The following is a 20,901-nucleotide window of genomic DNA, read 5'->3' as shown; positions in this document are numbered from 1 at the left end:
CAGAGAGGTCCCGGATGTCAGACAGCCGGCTTGGGGAAGCCGCCCTTTTTGCCTTCGCGCGACACGAGACGTTCGCGCCCCGCTTCGGCTGGCTGCACAAGGCGTACATGCAGGTCAAACAGGACCAGGGTGCGTTCCTCGCGGACGGTGCGCCGGTGGGGTTCGGAGTGGGCAAGAACATGGTCAACGCCATGCGCTACTGGTCGCGGGCGTTCAAATTGACCCGGGAGTGCAATCCGGCGAAGGGCACGCAGGCCAAGTTCTCCTACCCGACCTGGGAAGCACGCTGGCTTCTAGACGAGGACGGAGCGGACCCGTATCTGGAGGAGAACGGCAGCCTATGGCTGCTGCACTGGTGGCTGATCTCTTCCCGTCCCGGCGCCAAGAGCCACGCGCCGACCTGGTACACGGCCTTCCACCTCGCGCCGTTCTCCCGGTTCACGACCGCGGACATGACGCAGGTGGTCACCCGGCACGTGAACTTCTCCTACGACAAGAGCCCGGAAGAGGCGTCGATCGTCCGTGACGTTGACTGCCTTACCAAGATGTACGCGCGCAGCGTCCCGGAGAAGGCTGGCTCGCCGGGCAGCTACGAGGACCTGCTCGCCTGTCCCTTCCGCGACCTTGACCTGCTCACCTTCGTAGGTACCCGCGGCAAGCCCGAGTGGCAGTTCACCAGCGGGCACCGCACCTCGCTGCCGGCCCGGGTCCTGGCCTACGCCTGCCTCGACTACGCCGCCAAGTTCTCCCGCCAGGCCAACTCGATCTCCGTGGCCCGCCTGGCCAACGAGCCGGGCTCCCCAGGGCGCGCATTCCGCGTCCGGGAAAACGAGATCGTCACTGCACTGCAGAAGGTCGCCGCCGACCACCCGAACCTCAACCTGACCGAGGCCGTGGGGCAGCGCAGCCTCGCCTTCACGGCCGACCCCTTCGCTCTGGCGTGGGAAGTCCTCGACGAGCAATACGACTTCGTCACCCGACGCCCCAACTTCCCCACCCGTGAGAAGTGGGCCTCTATGTTCCCCCAGCTCGCCGAGGCCGAGCAGAAGGAACTCGACACGAAGGCCACGGACACGTCCGAGGCGACCGAGAAGCTCTTTGACGAGGAGACCGCCGCGTGACCACCGCAACCCCCACGCGGACCCCAGACAGTCCGGCGAGTGAGGCCCCGCAGTTCCCCGCTGGCATCCAACTCGTCGGCTCCCAGATGCGCTCGACCAACCTGGAGCGCGATGTCGAGGACGCCCTCCACGACCCGTATGTCGGCGCTCGTGCCGTCGATGTTCTGGAACGCATCGCGAGCGCGCTGGCCGACCAACGCCGGACACGGGCCTGGTCGTTCACCGGTCCCTACGGTTCCGGCAAGTCCACGCTGTCCAACTTCATCGATGCGCTGCTGGGGCGGGATGCCAAGCGGCGTGACGAGGCCGAGCGCATCCTCGATGAGGCCAGCCCTGCCCTTGCCCAGCGCGTTGCCGCAGCACGCGACGCCCTTGCGCCTGAGGGGTTTCTCGGCGGCGTGGCCACCGCACGCCGAGAGCCCGTCGTCGCGACCCTCTCCCGTGCTCTGCACACGGCGGCGGTGCGACGCTGGGGTAAGCGCGTCCCGAAGGCCATTGCCACCGCCCTGGAGGGGTGCGCCGACCCGGACCGCGCCGGCGCCAAGGAGATTCTCGGCGCCGTCACGGCTCTGACATCAGACGGGCAGCAGCCCCTGCTCCTCGTCATCGATGAGTTCGGCAAGACGCTCGAGCACCTCGCCGGGCACAATGAGTTTGCTGACGCCCAGCACGACCTGTTCCTGCTGCAGGAACTCGCCGAGCGAGCGGCCGGCCCCAACGGTCTGCCCGTCTACCTGATGACCTTGCAGCACTTGTCGTTCATGGACTACGCCTCACGGTCCAGCGAACTCAAGACCCGCGAATGGGCCAAGATCCAGGGCCGCTTCGAAGACATTACCTTCGTCCCTCACCAGGGCGACTCTCTGCACCTTCTGCGCCGCCGCCTCGACCGCTCGGCGGTCAACTCTGCCGGCCAGGCCCTGATCACCGCGTCCGCCGAGGCATCCGCGGACCTCTGGACGCAGCACGGTCTCGGCGTTCTCGCCGAGCTCGGCCCTGACCACTTCGCCGACCTCTACCCGCTGCACCCCATCACGGCCCTCGCCGCACCGATCCTCGCCGCCCAGATCGGCCAGCACGACCGCAGCCTGTCGGGCTTCCTCAACAGCGGGGAGCCCAATACCGTCCGCCACTCGCTGTCCCGGCACAGCAACCCGGACGCGGACAGTGCGAGCACGGTGCGGCTGCCGCAGCTGTGGGACTACTTCATCAACTCCGGGCGCACCGCCCTGCTCGCCTCCGCCAACGCCAGCAAGTGGATTGAAGTCGACTCGCGCATCCGGGACGCCAACGGACTCCCGGACACCGATCAGGACGTACTGAAGACCATCGGCGTCCTCAACCTGATTGACTCCGACGGGGCGCTTAGCGCCACCGCCCCGATGATCCACTTCGCCCTCCACGACCCTACCGACGTCGCAGACCCTGGCGCCTTCACTGCGCTCGAAGAGCGACTCGCCGACCTCGTGCGCCGGGGCTTCCTCGTCCACCGTGAGTTCAGTGGCGAATACCGAGTCTGGCAGGGCACCGACGTCGACATCGACGGCCGACTCAAGGACATCATCAGCCACTTCGACGACGCCGCGGTCATCGACCGGCTCGGCAGCCTCGTTCCCCAGGCATTCGTGGCAGGCCGCCACAGCCAGGTGACCGGCATGATGCGCGTGTTCTACACCGCAGTCAGCGGCCCCGAGACCAAGACTGTCGCCGCCCCCGACGAGCTCAAGGAGCCCGCCGACGGTCTCGTCGTCTTCCACCTCGGTACCGACGCCGACCGGCCCACCGTCCGCTCGCCCCTGCCCGTACTTGTCGGCACCACCCCTGACCCCGACGTCGTACTGACCACGGCCACCTACCTCGTCGCGCTGAAGGAACTCAGCACCCAGCAGGACATCGACCACGTCGCGCGCCGCGAGGTCATCGAGAGGCTCGTGCAGGCCGAGGCCGAGCTGCTCGAACTCATGCAGGACGCCTTCTACCCGCCGTCCTCCGAAGCGTCCTGGAGCCTGTGGCACACCGGCATCGCCCCCGGCGAGGAACCCGCCGCCTCCGGCCTAACCGCCCGCAGCCTGAGCGGCCTGGTCTCCCTCGCCTGCGAATCCGTGTATCCGCACACCCCGCATATCCGCAACGAGATGCTCGGCCGCCATGTCCTGACCAGCCAGGCTGCCCAGGCGCGCGGCATACTGCTGACGGCCATGCTCTCCGCCTCTGGCAAGGAGAACCTCGGCCTCGTCGGGTACAAAGCCGAACGCGCCATCTATAGCGGAGTTTTGGCCTATCTCGGCCTGCATCGCGAAAACGGGGTGGCCCAGGCCGAGAGTCAGCAAGAGAGCCTGCTCCCGTACGGCTTCTCCCCGCCCGGCGAGGGGCACGAGCACGCCCAGCCCGCCTGGAACGCCCTCAACGAGGCACTGTCCGGCGCCACCGAGCGGGTCAGCATGGAAGAGGTTATCCGTGTCCTCAAGAGTCCGCCGTACGGGCTCAAGGCCGGCGTGATCCCGGTCTTCCTGCTCCCGGCCCTGATCATCCGACGCCACGACGTCGCCTTGTTCGAGGAAGGCACCTACCTGCCCCGGCTGACCATCGATGCCGTCGAGCGCCTGGTCAAAAGCGCGGCCCGCTTCGAGGTGAAGTACACACCGGCAGGGGACGGCCTGCGCGGCAGCATCATCAAGAAGCTGATGGTCTCGCTCGGTGTGGAAGCACCGCGATCCAAGGCCCTGCGCAACCCTGACCTCCTCTCTGTCGCCAGCGCCCTGATCACGCGCGTTGCCGACCTGCACAAGTACGCCCGCAATACCAAGAACATTTCCGCCGACGCGAGCACCGTACGCACGACGATCGTCCGGGCACAGGACCCCGACGACCTCATCTTCCACGCGTTGCCGAAGGCCCTCGGCCTGCCCGAGATCCCGGCCCGCGCCCGCGCCAACGCGGAAGCTGCGAACACCTACGTCGAACGACTCACGGCGGCCGCCGATGAACTCGTCGCCATCGACAGCCAGTTGCGCGCAGAGGTCGTAGGCGTGCTCGCCAGGGAGTTCCGACTGCCGGCCGAACTGCCGAAGCTGCGCGCACAGCTCGCGTCCCGCCTGCGTGGCTTCGCCGGCGCAGTGCTGACCCCGGAACTGCGTGGCTTCGTCGACTTCGTCCTCAGCGATGGCCTGGAAGATGACGACTGGCTCGAGCCCATCGTCGTACGCCTGACCAACCTCGCGCTCGGCGACTGGGACGACCGCGAGGCCAAGGTCTTCCCGCAGAAGGCCCGCTCGATGGCAACCGCCCTCGACCGCGTCGGACATCTGCACCACGCCGGGAAGGAGGTCCGCGCGCGGGAAGAGAAACTCGACGCCCAGTTGTTGACCTTGACAGACAGCGACGGCGTGGAACAACGCACCCTCATCTACGTGCCGGAACAGGCTCGTAGCGAGGCCAACAGCCTCGCTGCCGACGTCTTGAAGCAGGCCGAGAAGGCCCTCGGACCGGACGGAGCGAGGATCCTGCTCGCGGCCCTCGCCCAGCGCGTCACCGATGCCGCGACAGCAGCGAGTGAAAGGAAGGCACAGGGATGACCGACGGAGCCGACGCTCAGAAGGTCCGGCACGTACTCGGTATCTCCGGAGGTAAAGACTCCTCAGCGCTCGCCGTCTACATGCGCAACCGCGTTCCGGAGATGGAGTACTTCTTCTGCGACACGGGCGCCGAACTACCCGAGACCTACGAGTACCTCAACCGCCTGGAGGCCGCCCTCGGCAAGTCCATCGTGCGGCTGAACGCCGACCGGGATTTCGACCACTGGATGGAGGTCTACCAGGGCACCCTGCCCAGCCCCCAGATGCGCTGGTGCACGAAGAACCTTAAGATCAAGCCCCTGGAGGACTGGGTCGGCGACGACAAGGTCATCTCTTACGTCGCCATCCGCGCCGACGAGAACCGCCTCGGCTACGTCAGCACCAAGCCGAACATCGACGCCGTCTTCCCCTTCCGCGAGGACGGCATCGACAAGGACGGCGTCATGCGCATCCTCGACGAGGCCGGCATCGGCCTGCCCGACTACTACGAGTGGCGTACCCGCTCCGGTTGCTACTTCTGCTTCTTCCAGCGCAAGCACGAATGGGTCGGCCTCAAGGAACGCCACCCCGACCTCTTCGACCGCGCGGTCGAGTACGAGGACAAGGTCCGCTACCGGCACACCGCCATGAAGGGCCGCAACTACACCTGGTCACAGGGCGAGTCGCTGCCGGAGCTGATAGAGCGCAAGGACGAGATCGAGGCCAAGCACGACGCGGCCCTTGAGCGCGCAGCCAAGCGCATCAAGCCCAACCGCCCCTTGCTGGAGGTTCTTTCCGACGCACTCGACTCGGACGACGACGAGGCCGGCTGCTCCGTCTGCCACCTCTGACGCGCAACCACACACAGCGGCCCCAGCAGCTCGAGCTGGGGCCGCTGTTGCTTTCCCGGGTGTCAAACATGCTTGTCCCACTTGCGGTTGTGACCTCGCCCAGACTGCGTCCCAGATCTCCCGCAGGAACGCAGCGCACGCGCTCACGACAAGTCGAGTCGCCCTGTGACGGAGTGACGCAACGTCACATGTGGGGCATGATGGGCGCATGGCGCTCCTGCTACCTCTGTCGGCCACTCATATGCCACCATGAGTGACGGCTCACTCACAGGCGCGGAACGGTGACGGAGAGAAACCGGGATATGCAAACTCGCAGGTATTTGATGCGGCACGGATGTCAGCTTCTCAGTTCTTCAGCAAGCCCCGTCAGGGACTCAAGGTTCCTTCCTGTCAGTGCGCATGCAGCCGGGGCTGCCCGAGATCGGGCGCTTTCTCGGTGGCGTCGCGCACGGCCTTGACCAGCTTGCAGAGTCCGAGGGCTCGATCTGTCTCCTCGGCATCGGCATCGCGCTTTGCGACAACTACACGATCGTTGAGCCGAAATGCAGGTTGCAGGTCCCTTCCGAGGCGATGCCGCATCTGATCTGAACGAACCTGCTGAACGAAAAGGGGCTACGCATGCCTACGCAGGCCAAGGAAATATTCGAGGCGCAGAGTAAGAGTGTCCGCGAGCTGCTTTCTGACAATGGCTTGGGTCTCTACCTGCCGCCCTACCAGCGTCCGTACGGCTGGGGCAAAGACAAGGTCGAGAAATTGCTCGACGACACACTGCATGGCCTCAAGAATCTAGGTAAGGCGCCGGACAGCTTCACGTTCTTGGGGACCGTCATCACCATTCATGATGTCAACCATGTCACGGTGAAGCCAATCGTCAAGTCCGAGGTCCCCTCCAAGGTCCTTACGGTGATCGATGGGCAGCAGCGTTTGTCGAGCCTTCTTATTCTGCTGGTCGGCCTGCATAACCTCATTCGTCAGCGTGCATGGAAGATTTTCAAGGGCAAGACGCCGGATCCGACCGACAGTGCTCGGACTCACCTCTACTCGGAAACGAGTGACATCCTGCAGATGCTCGGCGCGGCGTTCTATGAGCGAAAGAACTTCGGAACTACGCCGATCTACCCGCGCCTCATTCGAGCCTTCGATGATCAGTGGGCCAGGGACGAGAAGCTCAAGAAGTATGAGTCGCCGATCGCCAACCTCATCTACCAGTACTCATTGCTGGTCGATAGCGAGCCGGCAACCTCTAATCCGACGGACTTCAGGCCGACAGCGCGACAGAACGCGGGCGACGGCGAAGGTGACCTCATCAAGAGGTACAACGAGATCCGCACGGGGTTGAACAAGCTGTCGCAGCGAAAGTCCATCGAGGAGCTGGAGGATCTGCCGCCGCTAGCAACCCTTGCCACCAACATCGAGTTCCAGCGTGCGCTTTTCAATCATGAACTCGACTCCGAGCTCTGTGCTTGGCTGGGAGAGTTGGAAGACGAGCCCGAGGCTGAGCTGATGCGACTCGTTATGTTTGCTGCCTATGGCTTGAACCGCATCGCTCTGACGGTCGTCCAAGGCAAGGACGAGGACTACGCCTTCACGATCTTCGAGTCGTTGAATACCACGGGCGAGCCTCTGACCGCCTTCGAGACCTTCCTCCCTCGGGTGGTGATGGCAGAGAAGATTCAGGACTACCAGGACTCGGACGCCCACGAATACATGAAGGCAGTTCAGGGGTACCTGGACCGTTTCGCCGTCGGAGACAGGCTTCAGAACGCAACGCGAGACCTGCTGGTCACTTTCGCGCTGGCAGAGACTGGAGAGAAGCTCTCCAAGCGTCTTCCGGATCAGCGGGTCTACATGCGCGATACCTTTGAGCGCCACAAGGACTCGGCCGATGATCGGAGCGCGTACCTGCGCCACCTGCGCGACACTGCGGCCTTTATCGGGAATGCTTGGGAACCTGCGAATAACTCGCCTCGCGCGCTACCCGGGCTAGAAGCGTCCGCAATGACGGACACCGTGAAGTTGTGTCTGGCCTTCCTTAATTCGCTCAAACACACCATTGCCATCGCGCCGCTCGTGCGCTTCTACTCCGAGGCTGTCCACGCGGACGAAGGTGAGGCGAGGGAAAAGCGCGTCGCCGAGTTCGAGAAGGCGATCAAGGCGATCACTGCCTTCACGGTCTTCTGGCGAGCAACCCGCCGCGGCACGGGTAACATCGACAGCCAGTACCGGGCCGTCATGGCCGGGGCGGACTCACTCACGGGTATTGGACCCCTTGCCCGGCAGTGGGCGGAGCCCGATGCAACGAAGCCTGATCCGGACGTCGACGCTGAGGCGCTGAAGAAGGAACTTGCGGCGCGTTTGTCGGACCCTAAGGGTAAGGGCGGGGTCCCGAATTTGGCGTCGTTCCTGGCAGATGCTTCCGCACTGCCGCTCTATAAAATTAGCCCCCCGCTGGCGCGTTTCCTTCTTCTGGCTGCATATCACGACACAATTGAAGATCCGGACAATCCGGGACTGATCGTCCAAGGTAAGGCGGGGGTTGCCTCATGCTTCACCGCAGACGGTTGGGAGGACGATACACACCTCACGATCGAACACATCGCACCACAGTCGGCCACGAGTGGGTGGGATGCGGAGTTCTACAGCGATAAGGAGACCGTCCACAAGCTGGGCAATCTTGTTCTGGCGCCAGGAGCTGCCAACGCGTCCCTCAGCTCGCGGCCTTGGACCGAGAAGAAGGTCCTGTACGCGGCACTCGGTGCTTCGACGGCCGACGACGCCAAGTCAATCCTCAACAGTTCTGGCTTCACTTTCGCGCAGACGACTGAGGACCTGGCGGCCATGTCGCGCTATCTCCCGCACCTGCGAGCACTGGGCCAGCGTGAGGACGAGTTGGATCCGGCGTTCATGGATCAGCGTGCTGACGTCCTCCTACGTCTGGCCTACACACGACTCAAGGGGTGGCTCGGTCTGGAGCTGTCTGACTCCAGTAGTGATCCGGTGGTCAAGGTCGACGACGTGGAAGTCGAGAACGGTGAGCTCGACGAGAGTGGGGATGCCGGTGCAGTGGTTGGAACGGCGTAGCCCCACAGGCCAGTTGAGTGACTTTACGGCCCGGACGGGTGATCTTGAGGTCCAGCTTCGTATGTCGAGGGACGTGGAGCGGGCGCAGGATCTGTTTCGGGCAAGCTACGCGGCGGCGTGATCGGCTTCCGCTCCGGCCTTTTGGCGGAACGGCGCTTCCGTTGTGTCTGTGGTCGTAGGTGGAACCTCTCGAGGTGCGGGCAGGGCGTGGCGGTGGACTATCGATGATGCGCGGGATCGCCGGTTTGGCCAACCGGCGATCCCGCGCTATGTTGCCCCGTTCTGCGCCGGTGATCAGCGTGAACGGCTGGCGGCTAGGTTGGCCGCGACCGACGGAGGAGCCAGCGCTCCGGTAGCACGGCTGGTACTGGGCCCGCGGCCCGTAGCCTGAGCCTGGCGCGTGCCGGTCTCGTGGGCGAGGGCCTCGGAGAGATCGGACAGCAGCGAACTCGGGGTGTGCGGGGACGCGGTGATGGCCCAGGTGGGCCGGTCCGGACCGGGGCCAGCCCAGACGGTCCAGGTGTCCACGTTCTGGCTCGGATGCTGCGCGGTGAAGGCGTCGAACTGGACGCCCGCGTCCCCGGCGGGGGATGCCCAGCGGATCCATCGCCCGTCCAGGGTGTGCTTCCAGCCGGCGTCGGATAGGGGCTGCGTGGCCGCGGTGACCCTCTTCTCGTCTACCGGGGCGCCGATGGCCGTGTCCCAGCCGTCGTCGTCGGCGAGGTGGTCCAGCAGCTTCTGCAGTACCGGGGCGGGGGTGGCGCCGGTCGCGGTGAAAACCCACATGCGGTCGGAGACGGGCGTCTCGTAGGCGGCTACGGTCCATGCGGTGTCGTGGGCAGAGGCTTCGTGGATGTGCTCGATACGCAGGGTCTGGGACTCGTGGATGGCGTGGGTCGTCTCGTCCGACCAGGTCCGCCAGCGTTCCCAGTCGCTGTGTGCATCCAGGAAGGCGTCGAGGAGGTCGTCGTGGTCGCCGACGTCGGCCAGGTAGGCAGGGACGGTCTCCGGCTCCGGGCGGCCCGGTTCGGGCTTGGCTGCGGTGCAGGCGAGTGGGGTGCGGGCTTCGGCGGCGGCGCGTTCGGGGTCGGTCAAGGGCGCCGGGCCGGGGCGCATCTCGGCGCCGTGGATCTTCTCGAAGGCGACCATGGCCCCAGCGGGTGAGTCGAAGGCGTCGGCGATTTGCCGCAGGTGGTCCTCGCCGTGGAGGTAGACGGACTTGCCGTTGCGGCCGAGGTAGGTGCCGACCGCGACGGTGGTGTGGCCGTCGTAGGCGTCGGCGTGGATGAGAAGTTGGCCGTGGCGGATGTCGTCGTTGATCTTCTGGGCCTCGTTGGAGACCTCGCGGATTTCGCTGCGGGTGCACCAGGGCATCGGGTAGTTGGCCCAGGTCCATTCTTCGTCAATGGCCTCCCGGAGCCGAGGGGGGATCTCGACGGCGATGCCTTCGGCAGACAGGTGCTCGGCCGCGTCCTGCGCCCAGTAGGGCTCCGTAAGTTGTTAGGCGGTCCGGGAGGGCCGGATGTGGCTGAGTAGGGCCTGCCAGTAGTGGCTAGCGAGGAGTGGCCGTCCGGCTCTCTGGGGCGCCCTGGCTGCTGATTGAGATGTGCGCGCCTTGTGCGGTCGCTGTTTACGGAGCGGACAGCGGGGTGTTCCTCGGGCTCAGAGCATGCTGTGCCGAACGAGGAGCGGGCAATTGAATGAGCGACCTAGCCAAGCCTGGTGCGGGATCGACGCGGGAAAGGGCCACCACTGGGCGGCGGTAGTCGACGAAACCGGCGCGACCATGTGGTCGAAGAAGATCGACAACGATGAGACAGCCATCCTCGCGGCCCTCGGGGAAGTTCTTGACCTGGCGGACGAAGTCCGCTGGGCGGTGGACATCTCCGGAACGGCTTCCGCCCTGCTGCTGGCCCTGCTCGCCGCCCATGGCCAGCAGGCCGTCTACGTGCCCGGCCGCACGGTTAGCCGCATGGCTGGCGCCTACCGAGGCGAAGGCAAGACCGATGCACGCGACGCCTATGTAATCGCTGAAACCATCCGCCACCGCCAGGACTTCGCAATCATCAGGGTGCCTGCGCAGCTGGGCGCTGACCTTGCCCTGCTGACGGCGCACCGGTCGGACCTGGTTGCCGATCGAGTACGGATGATCAATCGGCTCCGTGACGTACTCAGTGGCGCCTTCCCCGCACTGGAGCGGGCCTTCGATTACTCGGCCCATAAAGGCGCCCTTATCCTGCTGACGGGGTACCAGATTCCCGCCGACATCCGCCGCCGAGGCCGGGCCAGGCTGACGGCGTGGCTCGCCAACCGCGGTGTTCGCAGCGCTGACACGGTCGCTGCCGCCGCCCTGGACGCTGCTCAGGCTCAGTACACCTCACTGCCCGGCGAGGCCGTTGCCGCCCAGATCGTCACAGAACTGGCCGTTCAGATCCTGGCCCTGGACGACCGGCTCAAGCGCGTCGATCGGCAGATCGGCGAGGCGTTCCGCACCCACCCTCAGGCGGAAATCATCGAGTCGTTGCCCGGTATGGGCCCGATACTCGGTGCAGAGTTCGTCGTAGCCGCTGGCGACCTGTCGGCCTACGCGGACGCCGGCCACCTGGCCTCTGCGGCCGGTCTGGTGCCCGTGCCGCGGGACTCGGGGCGTCGCACTGGCAACCTGCATCGTCCCAAGCGCTACAGCCGCCGCCTGCGCAGGACTTTTTATCTGTCTGCACAGACCAGCATCATCCGTGAGGGCCCTAGCAGGGACTTCTACCTCAAGAAGCGCGGCGAGGGCTGCAAGCACGTCCAGGCCGTCATCGCCCTGGCACGACGGCGAGTCAGCGTGCTCTGGGCCCTCCTACGAGACAACCGAATCTTCAGCCCGACCCCTCCGGTTCCGCAGAACAACGTAGGGAGCTCCCTCAGCGGTGCCGCTCCAGCATGAGAACGGCTGCGGCGATTGACGACATTCGATTAGGGCTGCGCCGGGACCTGCGGAAGGTGCGCCAGGACTTCAGTCGTGCGATGCCGCGCTGGGCCGGTGCCTATGCCGCAGACAGTGCACGGTTGAGGGTGGCAGCGTGAGTTCGCAGCCCGGGGGCGTCTGAGGGGGTGTCCCTCCACGAGCTGGCCCCCACATAAGCCTGGGTTGGCGAGGACCGGGGCACCCTGGCATTCGTAGACCCGGATGATCCGGCGAGCGCGCGCGGCCGTCAGGTCGTGGGCACAGGCCAGGAGAGCGGGCGGGATTCACAGCAGTTGCCCAGCCGGATGGTCACCACCTGTAAGTTCATTCCGTGCCGGCAGTGCCTGGAAGTAGTCGGCCAGGCTGTCGCCGACCCGGTCGCACTCCGCGAGGGTGCCGTCCAGCAGTACGTAGTCGGGACCGGCTTCGTGCCGAGCGCGCCTACGAGTGGGCTGGTCGAATGTGTTTAGACCGGCGCCGCCTCGTGGCTTGGATGTCGCGACGCTACACCGACAGCGGAGCACTGGTCATTGTGCAGGAAGAGGACGGGCAGTTGACCCAAGCTCCGGGCCATCAATACGCCTGCGTGGCACGACATGCAGGGTGGGTGCGGTGAGCCGCATCCGGTGAGCGAGGAGAACACAACCCAACTCAAGTATGCAATGTCGCCCGGGGGTTTGCGTACACGGCGTATGCCAACCAAGTTGCATCCCCCGCACGGCGTGCTTTATCGCGCCCAGCCGTCACTGCCTCTGCGACTGTTTTCCCTGCAAGCAACGTTCTGTAGAACGCTTCAATGAAGGTCCGTGCAGGTGCGTCGCCTACCGCCCATAGCGGGCTAACGAAGGCCGATGCTCCCCGCGCAAGAAAGGCTTCAGCAAACCCGCCCATGCTGGTCAAGCTGTGCCCTAGACGGCCTACCTGACATGCGTTAAGTATAATCAGCGGGCCACATTTCCTGTCAAAGTTCGCTTGGTTCCGAACAGTCCTTGCAGTGAGGTAAGAAGGTACATAATCCCTGCCTCGCCAATAGCCAGCGAGAAGGATACTGGAGTCTCCTATGTTGGCGCTGCTTGCCTGACCATGCCCTGCAAAATGCAGGACGTCAAATTTCCCGCCACCCAGCACACGGCGAACTTCGTTGGCCGACTTCCCAACCTCGGTCCCGCCAAGATGCTGCTCAATGAATGTCGCCTCAGCTCGGGTATCAGTGAGAGCATATTCCGGGTGTGGATAGTCCGGAACGAGGTACAGCACGCGGCCCGGGCGGGCATAGATACAGTTCGGCGGGTACCCCCCACCTCCACCGCCACCCCGAAGCCAACGGACGGCTCCCAACTGTCCGAGGAATATAGTCTCCTTCGGCAACGCCCCACCAGGTCGCTTGAGATGGATTAGCTCCCATGGGATGAATGGCTCTTCGGAAATTATCAGCACATTGCGAAGTCTTTTTCGATTATCCCAAAGAATCTTCTGGAAATCCCTAGGGAAAAGTTCATCGAAGAGCTCTCCGCCGTACTCCCTCAATTCCTGCTCGAAGGATTCTGCATCCTCTCGTGTATCGAGCCAGCGCTCTTCGATGGACTGATACATGCGCGCGACAAATGATGCGCGATCTCGAATGGGTTTCGAATCGTGATGAGGCGTGAGGATGCCAAGTGTCGTAGCAGACAGCTCATAGCGGAATATCGTATCGAGCCCTCTCTCCATTTCGATAATGCGCAACTGAATCTCGCCAACATCTGGGCCTACTGTCGGCACGCTTGCGTGGGCAGCAGTGTAGTTCTGGGTGCGCCGAGCTCTCGCGGTTGCCTTCGCCATGAGTCGAAGAGTCAACAGAGGGACTGTCGCTTCCTGGCGAACTTCCAACCAGACCTCGCATTTCCCCGCCTGAGTGGGGCGCACCTGAAACTCTAGTTGAAGAATTTGCCCCGCAGCAGGAAGTTGTACATGCTGAATTTCCTCCCCGACAACTTCGACGTTCGCCTTGGGTACGATTTGAAGAGCGAGCGGTTCCTCTTCAAAAATCTCTGCGTAACCCGTCTCAGTGACGATGTCCCTGACCCACCGCTTTAGGTCATGGCGGGAAACTGCACACGCCACTGTGGCCGTGTCATCAACTTTCACGCTGGCCGGCATTTCTGCGCGAACGTACGCTTTTACAAGATCCGACTCAGATTCGTCGCTCTGCGGAATGCGCCGGGGCCCGCCTTTTGGCCGTGGACCTGTGGAGCCAATAGGGCGGCGTTTTCCTCGTATTGGCGCGGCGCGCGCGCCCTCGCCACTACCGGCCGTTCGCCTCGGCATGAAACCAAGCCCTGCTATTTGCCCATGCCCCAAGGAATCACTCGATGCTATCTGGGTATTGGCCGCCACGACGCCAATTGGTGTCTCATAGTCCGTAACAACCTGAGGGCGGTCCCCGTAACGCAACTCGCCGGCCTCTGCCTCCACTAGGTCCACCTCAACTGCGGAATGCTCTGTGTCGAGTTTCAGTGCATCAGCGATACTCGTTCTTGATTCCACCCCCTCGAGGCGTGACCCGAGGTCCTCCGCCATATAGACATAGTATCCACCTGGCTCCAATTCGGCGGATTCGCTCGTTACGACCGCATAGTCGTACAGAGAGTTCCTCATCTGCCGGCGTACGCTTCCTGCTGAGTCCACTGCCGAGACCACCGAAATGTTGGTGTCGACGACTTGAGGCACATCAGGACCGACAAGCGTGGGCAGGGGGGGTGATTCTACTTTTGCAACAGGCTTTTCTGAAGCAGCGGAGAGGCCAAGCCATTCCCCGAGGGCCCCGCAGACCTCAGGTCGACCGAAATAGGCAAGATGATAGACCTGACTATTCGTGCCAAAGTCATACACGTCCTTGATGTGTGCTCCAGTACGCACGCCCGTGCCGAGCATTGACGAACTGTCCACCACGAGGTCATTCGGAGCCTTCATGAGTTGATCAACGAAGCCTTCGGCCAGATTGACGGCAAGCCGCAGCGGGAATTCTTTCGGCTCGTGACCGTCACCGAACACTTTTGCCTCGAAGTCTGATGAAATTATGTACCAATCTGTTCTCGACTCACGCTCACCAGTCTGCAGCTCATTTATCGTACGCACGAAATCGCTGCCAGGCTCCATTGCCGATAGCCCAGGAATGACATTGTCGGCAACAGCATAGGAGACCAAATATTTAACAAATGCTCCGACGCTCTGAAGCAGGCCAGAAATGATAGTCGGGATGCCGGCGGCGTGGGGCATCAACGAGACTACACTGGAAATACCTGCAACGATGTTCGTGTATAGATCGACGAGTCGATTCCAATTATCTGGCTCTGCGAGGCGAGTTCCGCTATGAGTTGCTGCGACAAAAACTATACGCCCCACGTTAGCTTTGGGTGGAACCGCTTCAGGAAGAAGCTGCTCGACGAAACTGCGTGCCACGAGACCGCCGCGACTGAAGCACACGATGTCTATCGTAGGTGCGAGTTTGCCGCTCCCTAGCGAGCACCGCCGCAGCAAATCTGCCGCATTCTCAAGCGGGTCGTCGCTAAGCGTGGCATGGTCGAACCCCACAACTGCGTCGTAATTCTGAACCGCCGCAGTCACGAATGAACGTCCCCACTCGGTAGCGCCCAGTATTCCGAAACTGCCTACGGTACTCGAAAAGCAGCCATGGATAAGCAGCAGCAAGCGCGGACTGCGATCGGCAGGAAGATGTACCTGTGAAATATCCTCAATGGTGTGCCACGTCTCGATTTCCGGCGAAGGGATTGCCACTAGACCGCGATGGGTGTTCCGCTCCAGGAAGGACATCGCCTGGCCTGCTACAACCCTAGCGGTGAACTTCAAAACAAATGCCCGAAGGTACCCGAGGGCGAAATCACCGATGGGACCTAGGCGGTATTCTTGAGGTCCGGCGGTCCGGCGCGCGGGCGTGTCCGGTTTCACCTCGAACTCAAAATGAATCCGCTGGCCGGACGGCGGTACTATTCGACCTTTTCTTTGTTTTTCTGTCAGGGAGAATCGTTCGCGACTCGAAGGCAGCTGCCATGAAAAGACGCCATCCTGTTCTAGAAGGACGACAGCGTCCTCGATATCTGCGACATACACATCCATGCCAAGGGTTCCACCACGCCGTGTCGGCCGTCGTCGGCCGGTAGTCGGCGCCTGCGGGCTTGGAGTGATGTTGACTTCCTCGACGAGCTCAAGCTGTTCCTTGAAAGCCTGCAACAGAGGTTCTGAAGTTTCCCCGTGATGCTGGACACTCGAGGCTTACGCTGCGAGGGCATGCTCTTGCTCGTGTCGCTGACGGGTCTCCAGCGGGGTGAGGTAGCCCCAGACTGGATGCCTTCGCAGCCGCTTGCGGTTGTAGAAGGTCTCGATGAAGGCGAAGATCTCAGCGCGGGCAGTGGTCCGGTCGGGCCAGCGGCGGGTGCCGATCTCCGCTTTCAGCAGCGCGAAGAAGCTCTCGGCGGCGGCATTGTCGTAGCACGAGCCGGTTCGGCCCATGCTCTGCCGCAGGCCCAACCTGCTTATTTCCCGGCGGAGTTCGTCAGAGGTGTACTCGGCTCCGCGGTCCGAGTGCACGATGCAGCCGGTCTGTAGCCGACCACGTCCGGCGGCCATCGTCAGTGCGTCGACCACCAGAGAGGCGCGGTGGTGGTCGGCCATCGAGTAGCCGACGATCTCGCGGGTGGCCAGGTCCAGCCAGGTCGCGAGATAGAGCCAGCCCTCGTCGGTGGGGATGTAGGTGATGTCACCGACCAGTTTCCGCCCCGGGTCGGCGGCCGTGAAGTCACGGCCGATCAGGTCGTGAGCGGGCACCGCCTTCCTCGCTGGACGGGTCAGCGACCGGCGCTTGCGCCGGGTGACCCCGGTGATGTCGCACTCACGCATGATCCGCTCCACTCGCTTGCGGTTGACCCGCCGGTCCATCCTGCGCAACTCGGCATGGATACGCGGCACTCCGTAGGTGCACCGGGAGGCTATGTGCAACACGGTGATCTCGTGGGCCAGGGCGTCGTCGGCGGCCCGGCGGGCGGCGCGGGCCGGCTCGCCGGCCAGCCAGGCGTAGAAGGAGGACCGGGCCACCTTCAGCAGCCGGCACAGCAGAGCAACGTTGTGGGTGGTCTTCTCCGCCTCGATGAACGCGTACACCTCGCTCATCGATCGCTCTCCTTCGCGAAGAAGACCGCCGCTTTTCGCAGCACCTCGATCGTCTCGGCCTGCTCACGGTTCTGCCTCCGCAGCCGACGCAGCTCTTCCCGCTCCGCGCTCGTCAGCTCACCCGGCGACCCCTGCCCGCGGTCGATCGTGTCCTGCTTGACCCAGTTCCGCAGCCCCTCGGAGCTGACCCCGATCTCCCGAGCCACCTCGGTGACGGTCTTGCCGGAGGACCGGACCAGCGCGACCGCGTCGCGCTTGAACTCCTCCGAGTACCGCCTGCTGCGGTTGCTCTTACTTCCCACCTGGCACTACTTCCTCTGGAACCTCATGTCCCAGTCTCCAGGTGTCCAACATCAAGGGGAAGCTTCAGTTCAGTAGCTCGGGCGGTCCGCCGGTTGGCTTCCCCACCCACGCGTTGTCGCCGCTTCCTGGCAGTTGGAGCGGCTACTTCGTAGGCGCTGGGGTGGATGACACGAATGCGGCCATCAGCCAGATCGGTGTGTGGCATCTCGAAGCCCCTCGCTGGGAGCGGAACTCTCTCAGTTGCCTCTCACTCCACCCTGAGTCCGGAGCGGGACTGCGTCAAACGGAGGCACAGGGCCGAACCCCGTCCCGCTAGCTTGACTTCTCCATTGAGACTCCTCATGGTCGATGCGGACCAGGACCAGCACGTTGTCAGCGACGACGGCCCAGTCGGCTGCCTCCAGGCCCAGGTGGGCGATGTGCGCCTGGGCGCCGGTCACGACGGCGGTCACGGCGCTGGGATGGGTGGGGTGGCTGTCGAGGCGGACGTGGGCGTCGATGGTGGGAGTCACGTTGGTGTGTCGTCTCTTCTGCCGGTGGCCGGGCCTTCGGGTCCGGCCACCGGCGTATTCGGGGGTTATCGGGTAGCTCGCGCGGCGCGGACGGTGCGCGCGGCCGTGGTGGTCGGCGGGCCGGCACGGATGGTCGGCGCCGGGCGCGGTCGCTGCGGCGGGACCGTTCCGGTGGCGTGCTGCCAGCGGGTGCGGACGGCGCCGATGTCGGCGAGGGAGCGGCGGGCGCCGACGACGAGCTGGAACGGGGTGTTCACTGGGTCGCCGGCGTACGCCTCGATGCGCCGGCCGGTGTACTCGGCGGTGGCCAGAAGGGAACGCTGCAGGGCCCGCTCGCCCCAGTGCTCCACGGACCCGGCCGGTTCGGCCAGCAGGCGGAGCACCTCGCCCGGTTCACTTCCGTCGTCCAGCAGACCGCGCTGCTGGGCTTCCCACAGAACGGTGACGGGGTCGACGGGCTCACGGCGGCGAGCGAGGGCGGTCAGGCACTGCCACAGCCCGGCGTGCAGCGGCCGGTTGAAGTCCTCTGGAAGCAGCCACCGGACGGACTCGATATCTGCGGGCCGCGCGGTGGCGGTCGCGAGCAACAGCAGCTCCTCCTCGACCGCCTCGGTGGAGTCGGGCGCGATGGTCGGCGGCGGTGCCACGGTACGGGGCAGGACGCCGGCGCGCGGCGGGAAGCGGCTCGCGATCTCGTCCACGACCGCGGCGAGCGCGTCGGCCTCGGCGAGCACCGTCTGGACGGGGTGCGAGAGGGAGACATCGTGGACGGTCTGGACGAGGCGTTCCGCGGCGGCCTCCAGACGGCGGCGGGCGTGTTCGGCCTCGACCATCCGCGCGTAGGCCGGCGCGTGGCGGGGCCAGGGGCAGATCTGGATGAGGGTGTGCAGATATGAGACGGACAGGCCGCGCGCCTGCTCGCGGCCGGCGGCGAGCACCTGGTCGAGCCACTTGGTGTTCTTCGCGTGCTCGGCCGGATCGGGCCGGGGCAGGGCGCTGATCGCGGCGAACAGAGCGGCGTGCGCGGCGGTGGAGAAGGAGTCGGCGGTAATCCCGGTCACGCTGCCGAGCCGATGCGGCTCGAGGAGGAGGGCACCTAGGAGGGCCTGCTCGGCGTAGCGCACGGGCTGCGGCGGATGCGTGTCGGGCAGGTCGTCTTCGTCGCATTCGGGGCTGTGGGGCATCAGGCAGCCAGGGTGAAGTCGTCGGGGTCGAGGGTGACGTCGAGGTGCGGGGCGAGGAGATGGCCGGCGAGCAATGGAGGGACCGCGTTGCCGATCTGGCTGAAGACCTGGCCTTTGTTGCCGGCCCAGGGGTAGTCGGCGGGGAAGGTCTGCAGGAGGCCCGCCTCGCGGGCGGTGATCCGGATCGGCTCCGGCCTAGCGGGGGTTTCCGTGTCCTGTGTCGGCGCAGCGGCCGGTTCTGCGACCCACGTGCACTCGTTCGCGCGGTGTCCGAAGAACAGGGTTCCCGCCGGTTCCTCGATGGACCGGATGGTGGCGTTGGCCTGGTTGTTGCTGCGCAGTGACCAAGACCAACGGTGGGCGTCGGTGCTGAACGTCGGCGCCGGAGCGCTGTCGGCACGGTTCTCACGGGTGCCGTGCCGCGCCGCCCACCCTGCGCCTTCGCGGCGGGCCTGCAGAACCACTCCAGCCGGTCGCGGCATCCAGGTGCCGCGCTCCCGGGCATCGGACAGCGTCTTTCGGGAGCCCGAAGGGAAAGGCTCGGGCCCGCCGCCGGGTCCGCCGCCAGCGCAAACGGTGGGGACGGGCCGGTCGGTCGCGCCCCACCCGAGCGCCTCAGCCATGCTCACCCAGCGGGCGCGGCCCGGACCGAACAACGATTCGGGCTCAGCGACTTGGGAGTGCGTCGGCGTGGGAGGCTGTGCCGTACGGACCCGGGAGGCGAGCAGAATCGCCCTCCTCCGCGTCTGCGGAACGCCGAAGTCCGCGGCGTTGAGGATCCCGTACCAGACCGAGAACCCCCAGCCGCGCAGGACGGCCGCGTACTGGCGCCACAGCGGCAGCACGTCGGGGACCTCCTCCATGGCCACCCACTCCGGTTCGCCGACTGTGTTGAGGGCCTGCAGGTAGCGCATCGGCTCGGCCGCCAGCAGGGAGCGCTCGTCACGGCAGGCGGCCAGGAGCTGTGCGCGGGTGTCGCGACCGGTGGCGAGGTCGGCGACCGCCTGGTGAACCAAGGGCTGGTCCACCAGGCCGAGGCGCTTGCCAGCCATGGACCATGCCTGGCAGGGCGGGCTCGCGATGAGCCCGACGGTTTTTCCAAGGAAGGGCCAGACGGGGTACAGCGCCACGTCGGTGCGAATGGTCAACTGCCCTGCTGCCGCACGGGTTTTGCAGGCCCACTCGTCCCATTCCAGGCCCACGTCCCGTACGCCGAGGACGTGAAGCGAGTGGCTCCATCCCCCCGGTCCTGCAAACAGGTCCAGGATGGTCAAGAGGCCAGTCCGAAGTCGTCCTGTACCGGCTCGACTTCACCGCGGCAGGCCCACGGGGAACAGCCGTCGACGACGCCCTGCTCCAGCTCCTGAAGGTCCGGTCCGCTGTCGGTGAGTTCTTGCTGCATCGCCGCCCATTCGGCGGCGGTGACGTGATCGATCGGGGCTTCGCTGAGCGGGACGCGGGAGCGGTGGAGAAACGCCTCACCGAGCAGACGGTTTCCGGTGGCGTTGGCGCGGGCGTTCCCCTTGCGTATAGCCGCGTCGAACTCCACCACGTCCTCCCATTCCGCCGGGGAGTTATCGCGGATGTTGCGCCATTGGGCGTTTCCGTGGAACGGGCATCCGAGGCAGCTCGATTTCGGGGTGTCGGTTAGGCCGAGCGACGTCAGGTAGCGGATGCAGTCGGATCGAGACCAGCCCATGTCGATGAGCGGGTGCCGGTTGCGCATATATTTGACGTCGGCGTCCTTGGCCCGGTGGAATTCGTCGGTGGAGATGCCGACCCACTGCTCGACGAAGACGCCCTTGGGGATGCGTGTCGGATAGGGGTAGCCGAGTAGTTCGCGGACCTTTTTCTTGATCGGTTTAATTTTGTATTCCCCTGTGCATTGCCGCCTGGTCATACCGGGTTTTCCGTCCTTGTTCAGGACGTAGAGCGGCATTGACGCAAATCTGTGGTCGGGGTCCAGGGCGTCCTTGCGTATGTTTCCGGAGGATACGCGGAGAACGGGTATGTCTGCGGGTCTGGCTATTTCTCGCTCCAGCCGGTCGAGATGGGAATAAACGGCTCTTGGTTCCCAGCCCGTGTCGGCGAAAATTGCGTAGTCGACCTTCGGGAGTATGCCTTGTGCGGAGAGGGCGAGCATGGCGCTGGACTGGATGCCGGCGCCTAGTGAAAT

The 20,901-nt window shown here is 64.7% G+C and carries 13 protein-coding genes and 3 pseudogenes; 7 read left to right on the top strand and 9 right to left on the bottom strand.

Translation table 11 applies throughout. From position 1 onward, the window contains the following. Positions 1–14 precede the first annotated feature (14 nt). The 6 genes and pseudogenes from SCAB_RS15780 to SCAB_RS49405 form a co-directional block, all read left to right on the top strand. Positions 15–1,121, top strand: coding sequence for a DUF4007 family protein (locus SCAB_RS15780; RefSeq protein WP_013001083.1), 1,107 nt, complete (start codon positions 15–17; stop codon positions 1,119–1,121). Further along, positions 1,118–4,696, top strand: a complete 3,579-nt coding sequence (locus SCAB_RS15775) for an ATP-binding protein (protein WP_037729853.1) — start codon at positions 1,118–1,120, stop codon at positions 4,694–4,696. Before SCAB_RS15780 ends, SCAB_RS15775 begins: the two co-directional genes overlap by 4 nt. Beyond that, positions 4,693–5,526 (top strand): phosphoadenosine phosphosulfate reductase family protein, encoded by an 834-nt coding sequence (locus SCAB_RS15770; RefSeq protein WP_013001081.1) that lies wholly within the window; start codon positions 4,693–4,695, stop codon positions 5,524–5,526. Before SCAB_RS15775 ends, SCAB_RS15770 begins: the two co-directional genes overlap by 4 nt. A 393-nt stretch (positions 5,527–5,919) precedes the next feature. After that, entirely contained in the window at positions 5,920–6,114 is a 195-nt protein-coding gene (locus SCAB_RS15765) for a hypothetical protein (RefSeq protein WP_013001080.1), read from the top strand. Between the two features lie 30 nt (positions 6,115–6,144). After that, on the top strand, positions 6,145–8,607 hold the full coding sequence (locus SCAB_RS15760) for a DUF262 domain-containing protein (RefSeq protein ID WP_013001079.1): 2,463 nt from the start codon (positions 6,145–6,147) through the stop codon (positions 8,605–8,607). 34 nt (positions 8,608–8,641) lie between these two features. Next, positions 8,642–8,728, top strand: a pseudogene (locus SCAB_RS49405) (transporter); the annotation flags it as partial. 173 nt (positions 8,729–8,901) lie between these two features. On the opposite strand, the gene SCAB_RS15755 reads toward SCAB_RS49405, so the two are convergent. Further along, the gene (locus SCAB_RS15755; RefSeq protein WP_013001078.1) at positions 8,902–9,981 is read right to left on the bottom strand and encodes a DUF317 domain-containing protein; all 1,080 of its coding nucleotides are present in this window, start codon (positions 9,979–9,981) and stop codon (positions 8,902–8,904) included. A gap of 295 nt (positions 9,982–10,276) precedes the next feature. Here SCAB_RS15755 and SCAB_RS15750 point away from each other — a divergent pair, with 295 nt between their 5' ends. Then, complete coding sequence (locus tag SCAB_RS15750) at positions 10,277–11,539, top strand: IS110 family RNA-guided transposase (protein ID WP_173402880.1); 1,263 nt, start codon at positions 10,277–10,279, stop codon at positions 11,537–11,539. Here SCAB_RS15750 and SCAB_RS48480 read toward each other — a convergent pair. From SCAB_RS48480 to SCAB_RS15720, 8 genes and pseudogenes are all read right to left on the bottom strand, one after another. Continuing rightward, a pseudogene (locus tag SCAB_RS48480) lies at positions 11,517–11,988 on the bottom strand (transposase family protein); the annotation flags it as partial. The gene SCAB_RS15750 and the pseudogene SCAB_RS48480 sit on opposite strands and share 23 nt — an antisense overlap. A 223-nt stretch (positions 11,989–12,211) precedes the next feature. Continuing rightward, positions 12,212–14,698 carry a DUF7363 domain-containing protein gene (locus SCAB_RS44895; RefSeq protein ID WP_456293507.1) on the bottom strand — a complete coding sequence of 829 codons (2,487 nt, stop codon included), beginning with the start codon at positions 14,696–14,698 and terminating at the stop codon, positions 12,212–12,214. After that, positions 14,675–15,802: pseudogene (locus SCAB_RS49545) on the bottom strand (esterase/lipase family protein); the annotation flags it as partial. The pseudogene SCAB_RS49545 and the gene SCAB_RS44895, both read right to left, overlap by 24 nt. A 30-nt stretch (positions 15,803–15,832) precedes the next feature. Continuing rightward, positions 15,833–16,726, bottom strand: coding sequence for an IS3 family transposase (locus SCAB_RS15745; protein WP_012998008.1), 894 nt, complete (start codon positions 16,724–16,726; stop codon positions 15,833–15,835). Continuing rightward, positions 16,723–17,028: a transposase gene (locus tag SCAB_RS15740; RefSeq protein WP_013001075.1), complete on the bottom strand. Its 306-nt coding sequence runs from the start codon at positions 17,026–17,028 to the stop codon at positions 16,723–16,725. Before SCAB_RS15740 ends, SCAB_RS15745 begins: the two co-directional genes overlap by 4 nt. A gap of 578 nt (positions 17,029–17,606) precedes the next feature. After that, positions 17,607–18,725 (bottom strand): DnaB-like helicase N-terminal domain-containing protein, encoded by a 1,119-nt coding sequence (locus SCAB_RS15730; RefSeq protein WP_013001073.1) that lies wholly within the window; start codon positions 18,723–18,725, stop codon positions 17,607–17,609. Next, positions 18,725–19,999, bottom strand: coding sequence for a DNA cytosine methyltransferase (locus SCAB_RS15725; protein WP_013001072.1), 1,275 nt, complete (start codon positions 19,997–19,999; stop codon positions 18,725–18,727). The genes SCAB_RS15730 and SCAB_RS15725 overlap by 1 nt, the downstream gene beginning before the upstream one ends. Next, a complete protein-coding gene (locus SCAB_RS15720; RefSeq protein WP_173402976.1) occupies positions 19,996–20,868 on the bottom strand; it encodes an adenine nucleotide alpha hydrolase family protein in 873 nt (290 codons plus the stop codon). Before SCAB_RS15720 ends, SCAB_RS15725 begins: the two co-directional genes overlap by 4 nt. Positions 20,869–20,901 lie beyond the last annotated feature (33 nt).

The organism is Streptomyces scabiei 87.22, assembly GCF_000091305.1.
Classification (GTDB): Bacteria; Actinomycetota; Actinomycetes; order Streptomycetales; family Streptomycetaceae; genus Streptomyces; species Streptomyces scabiei.
Note: the sequence above shows the minus strand (reverse complement) of the source record. Positions and strands in the feature narration are given on the sequence as shown.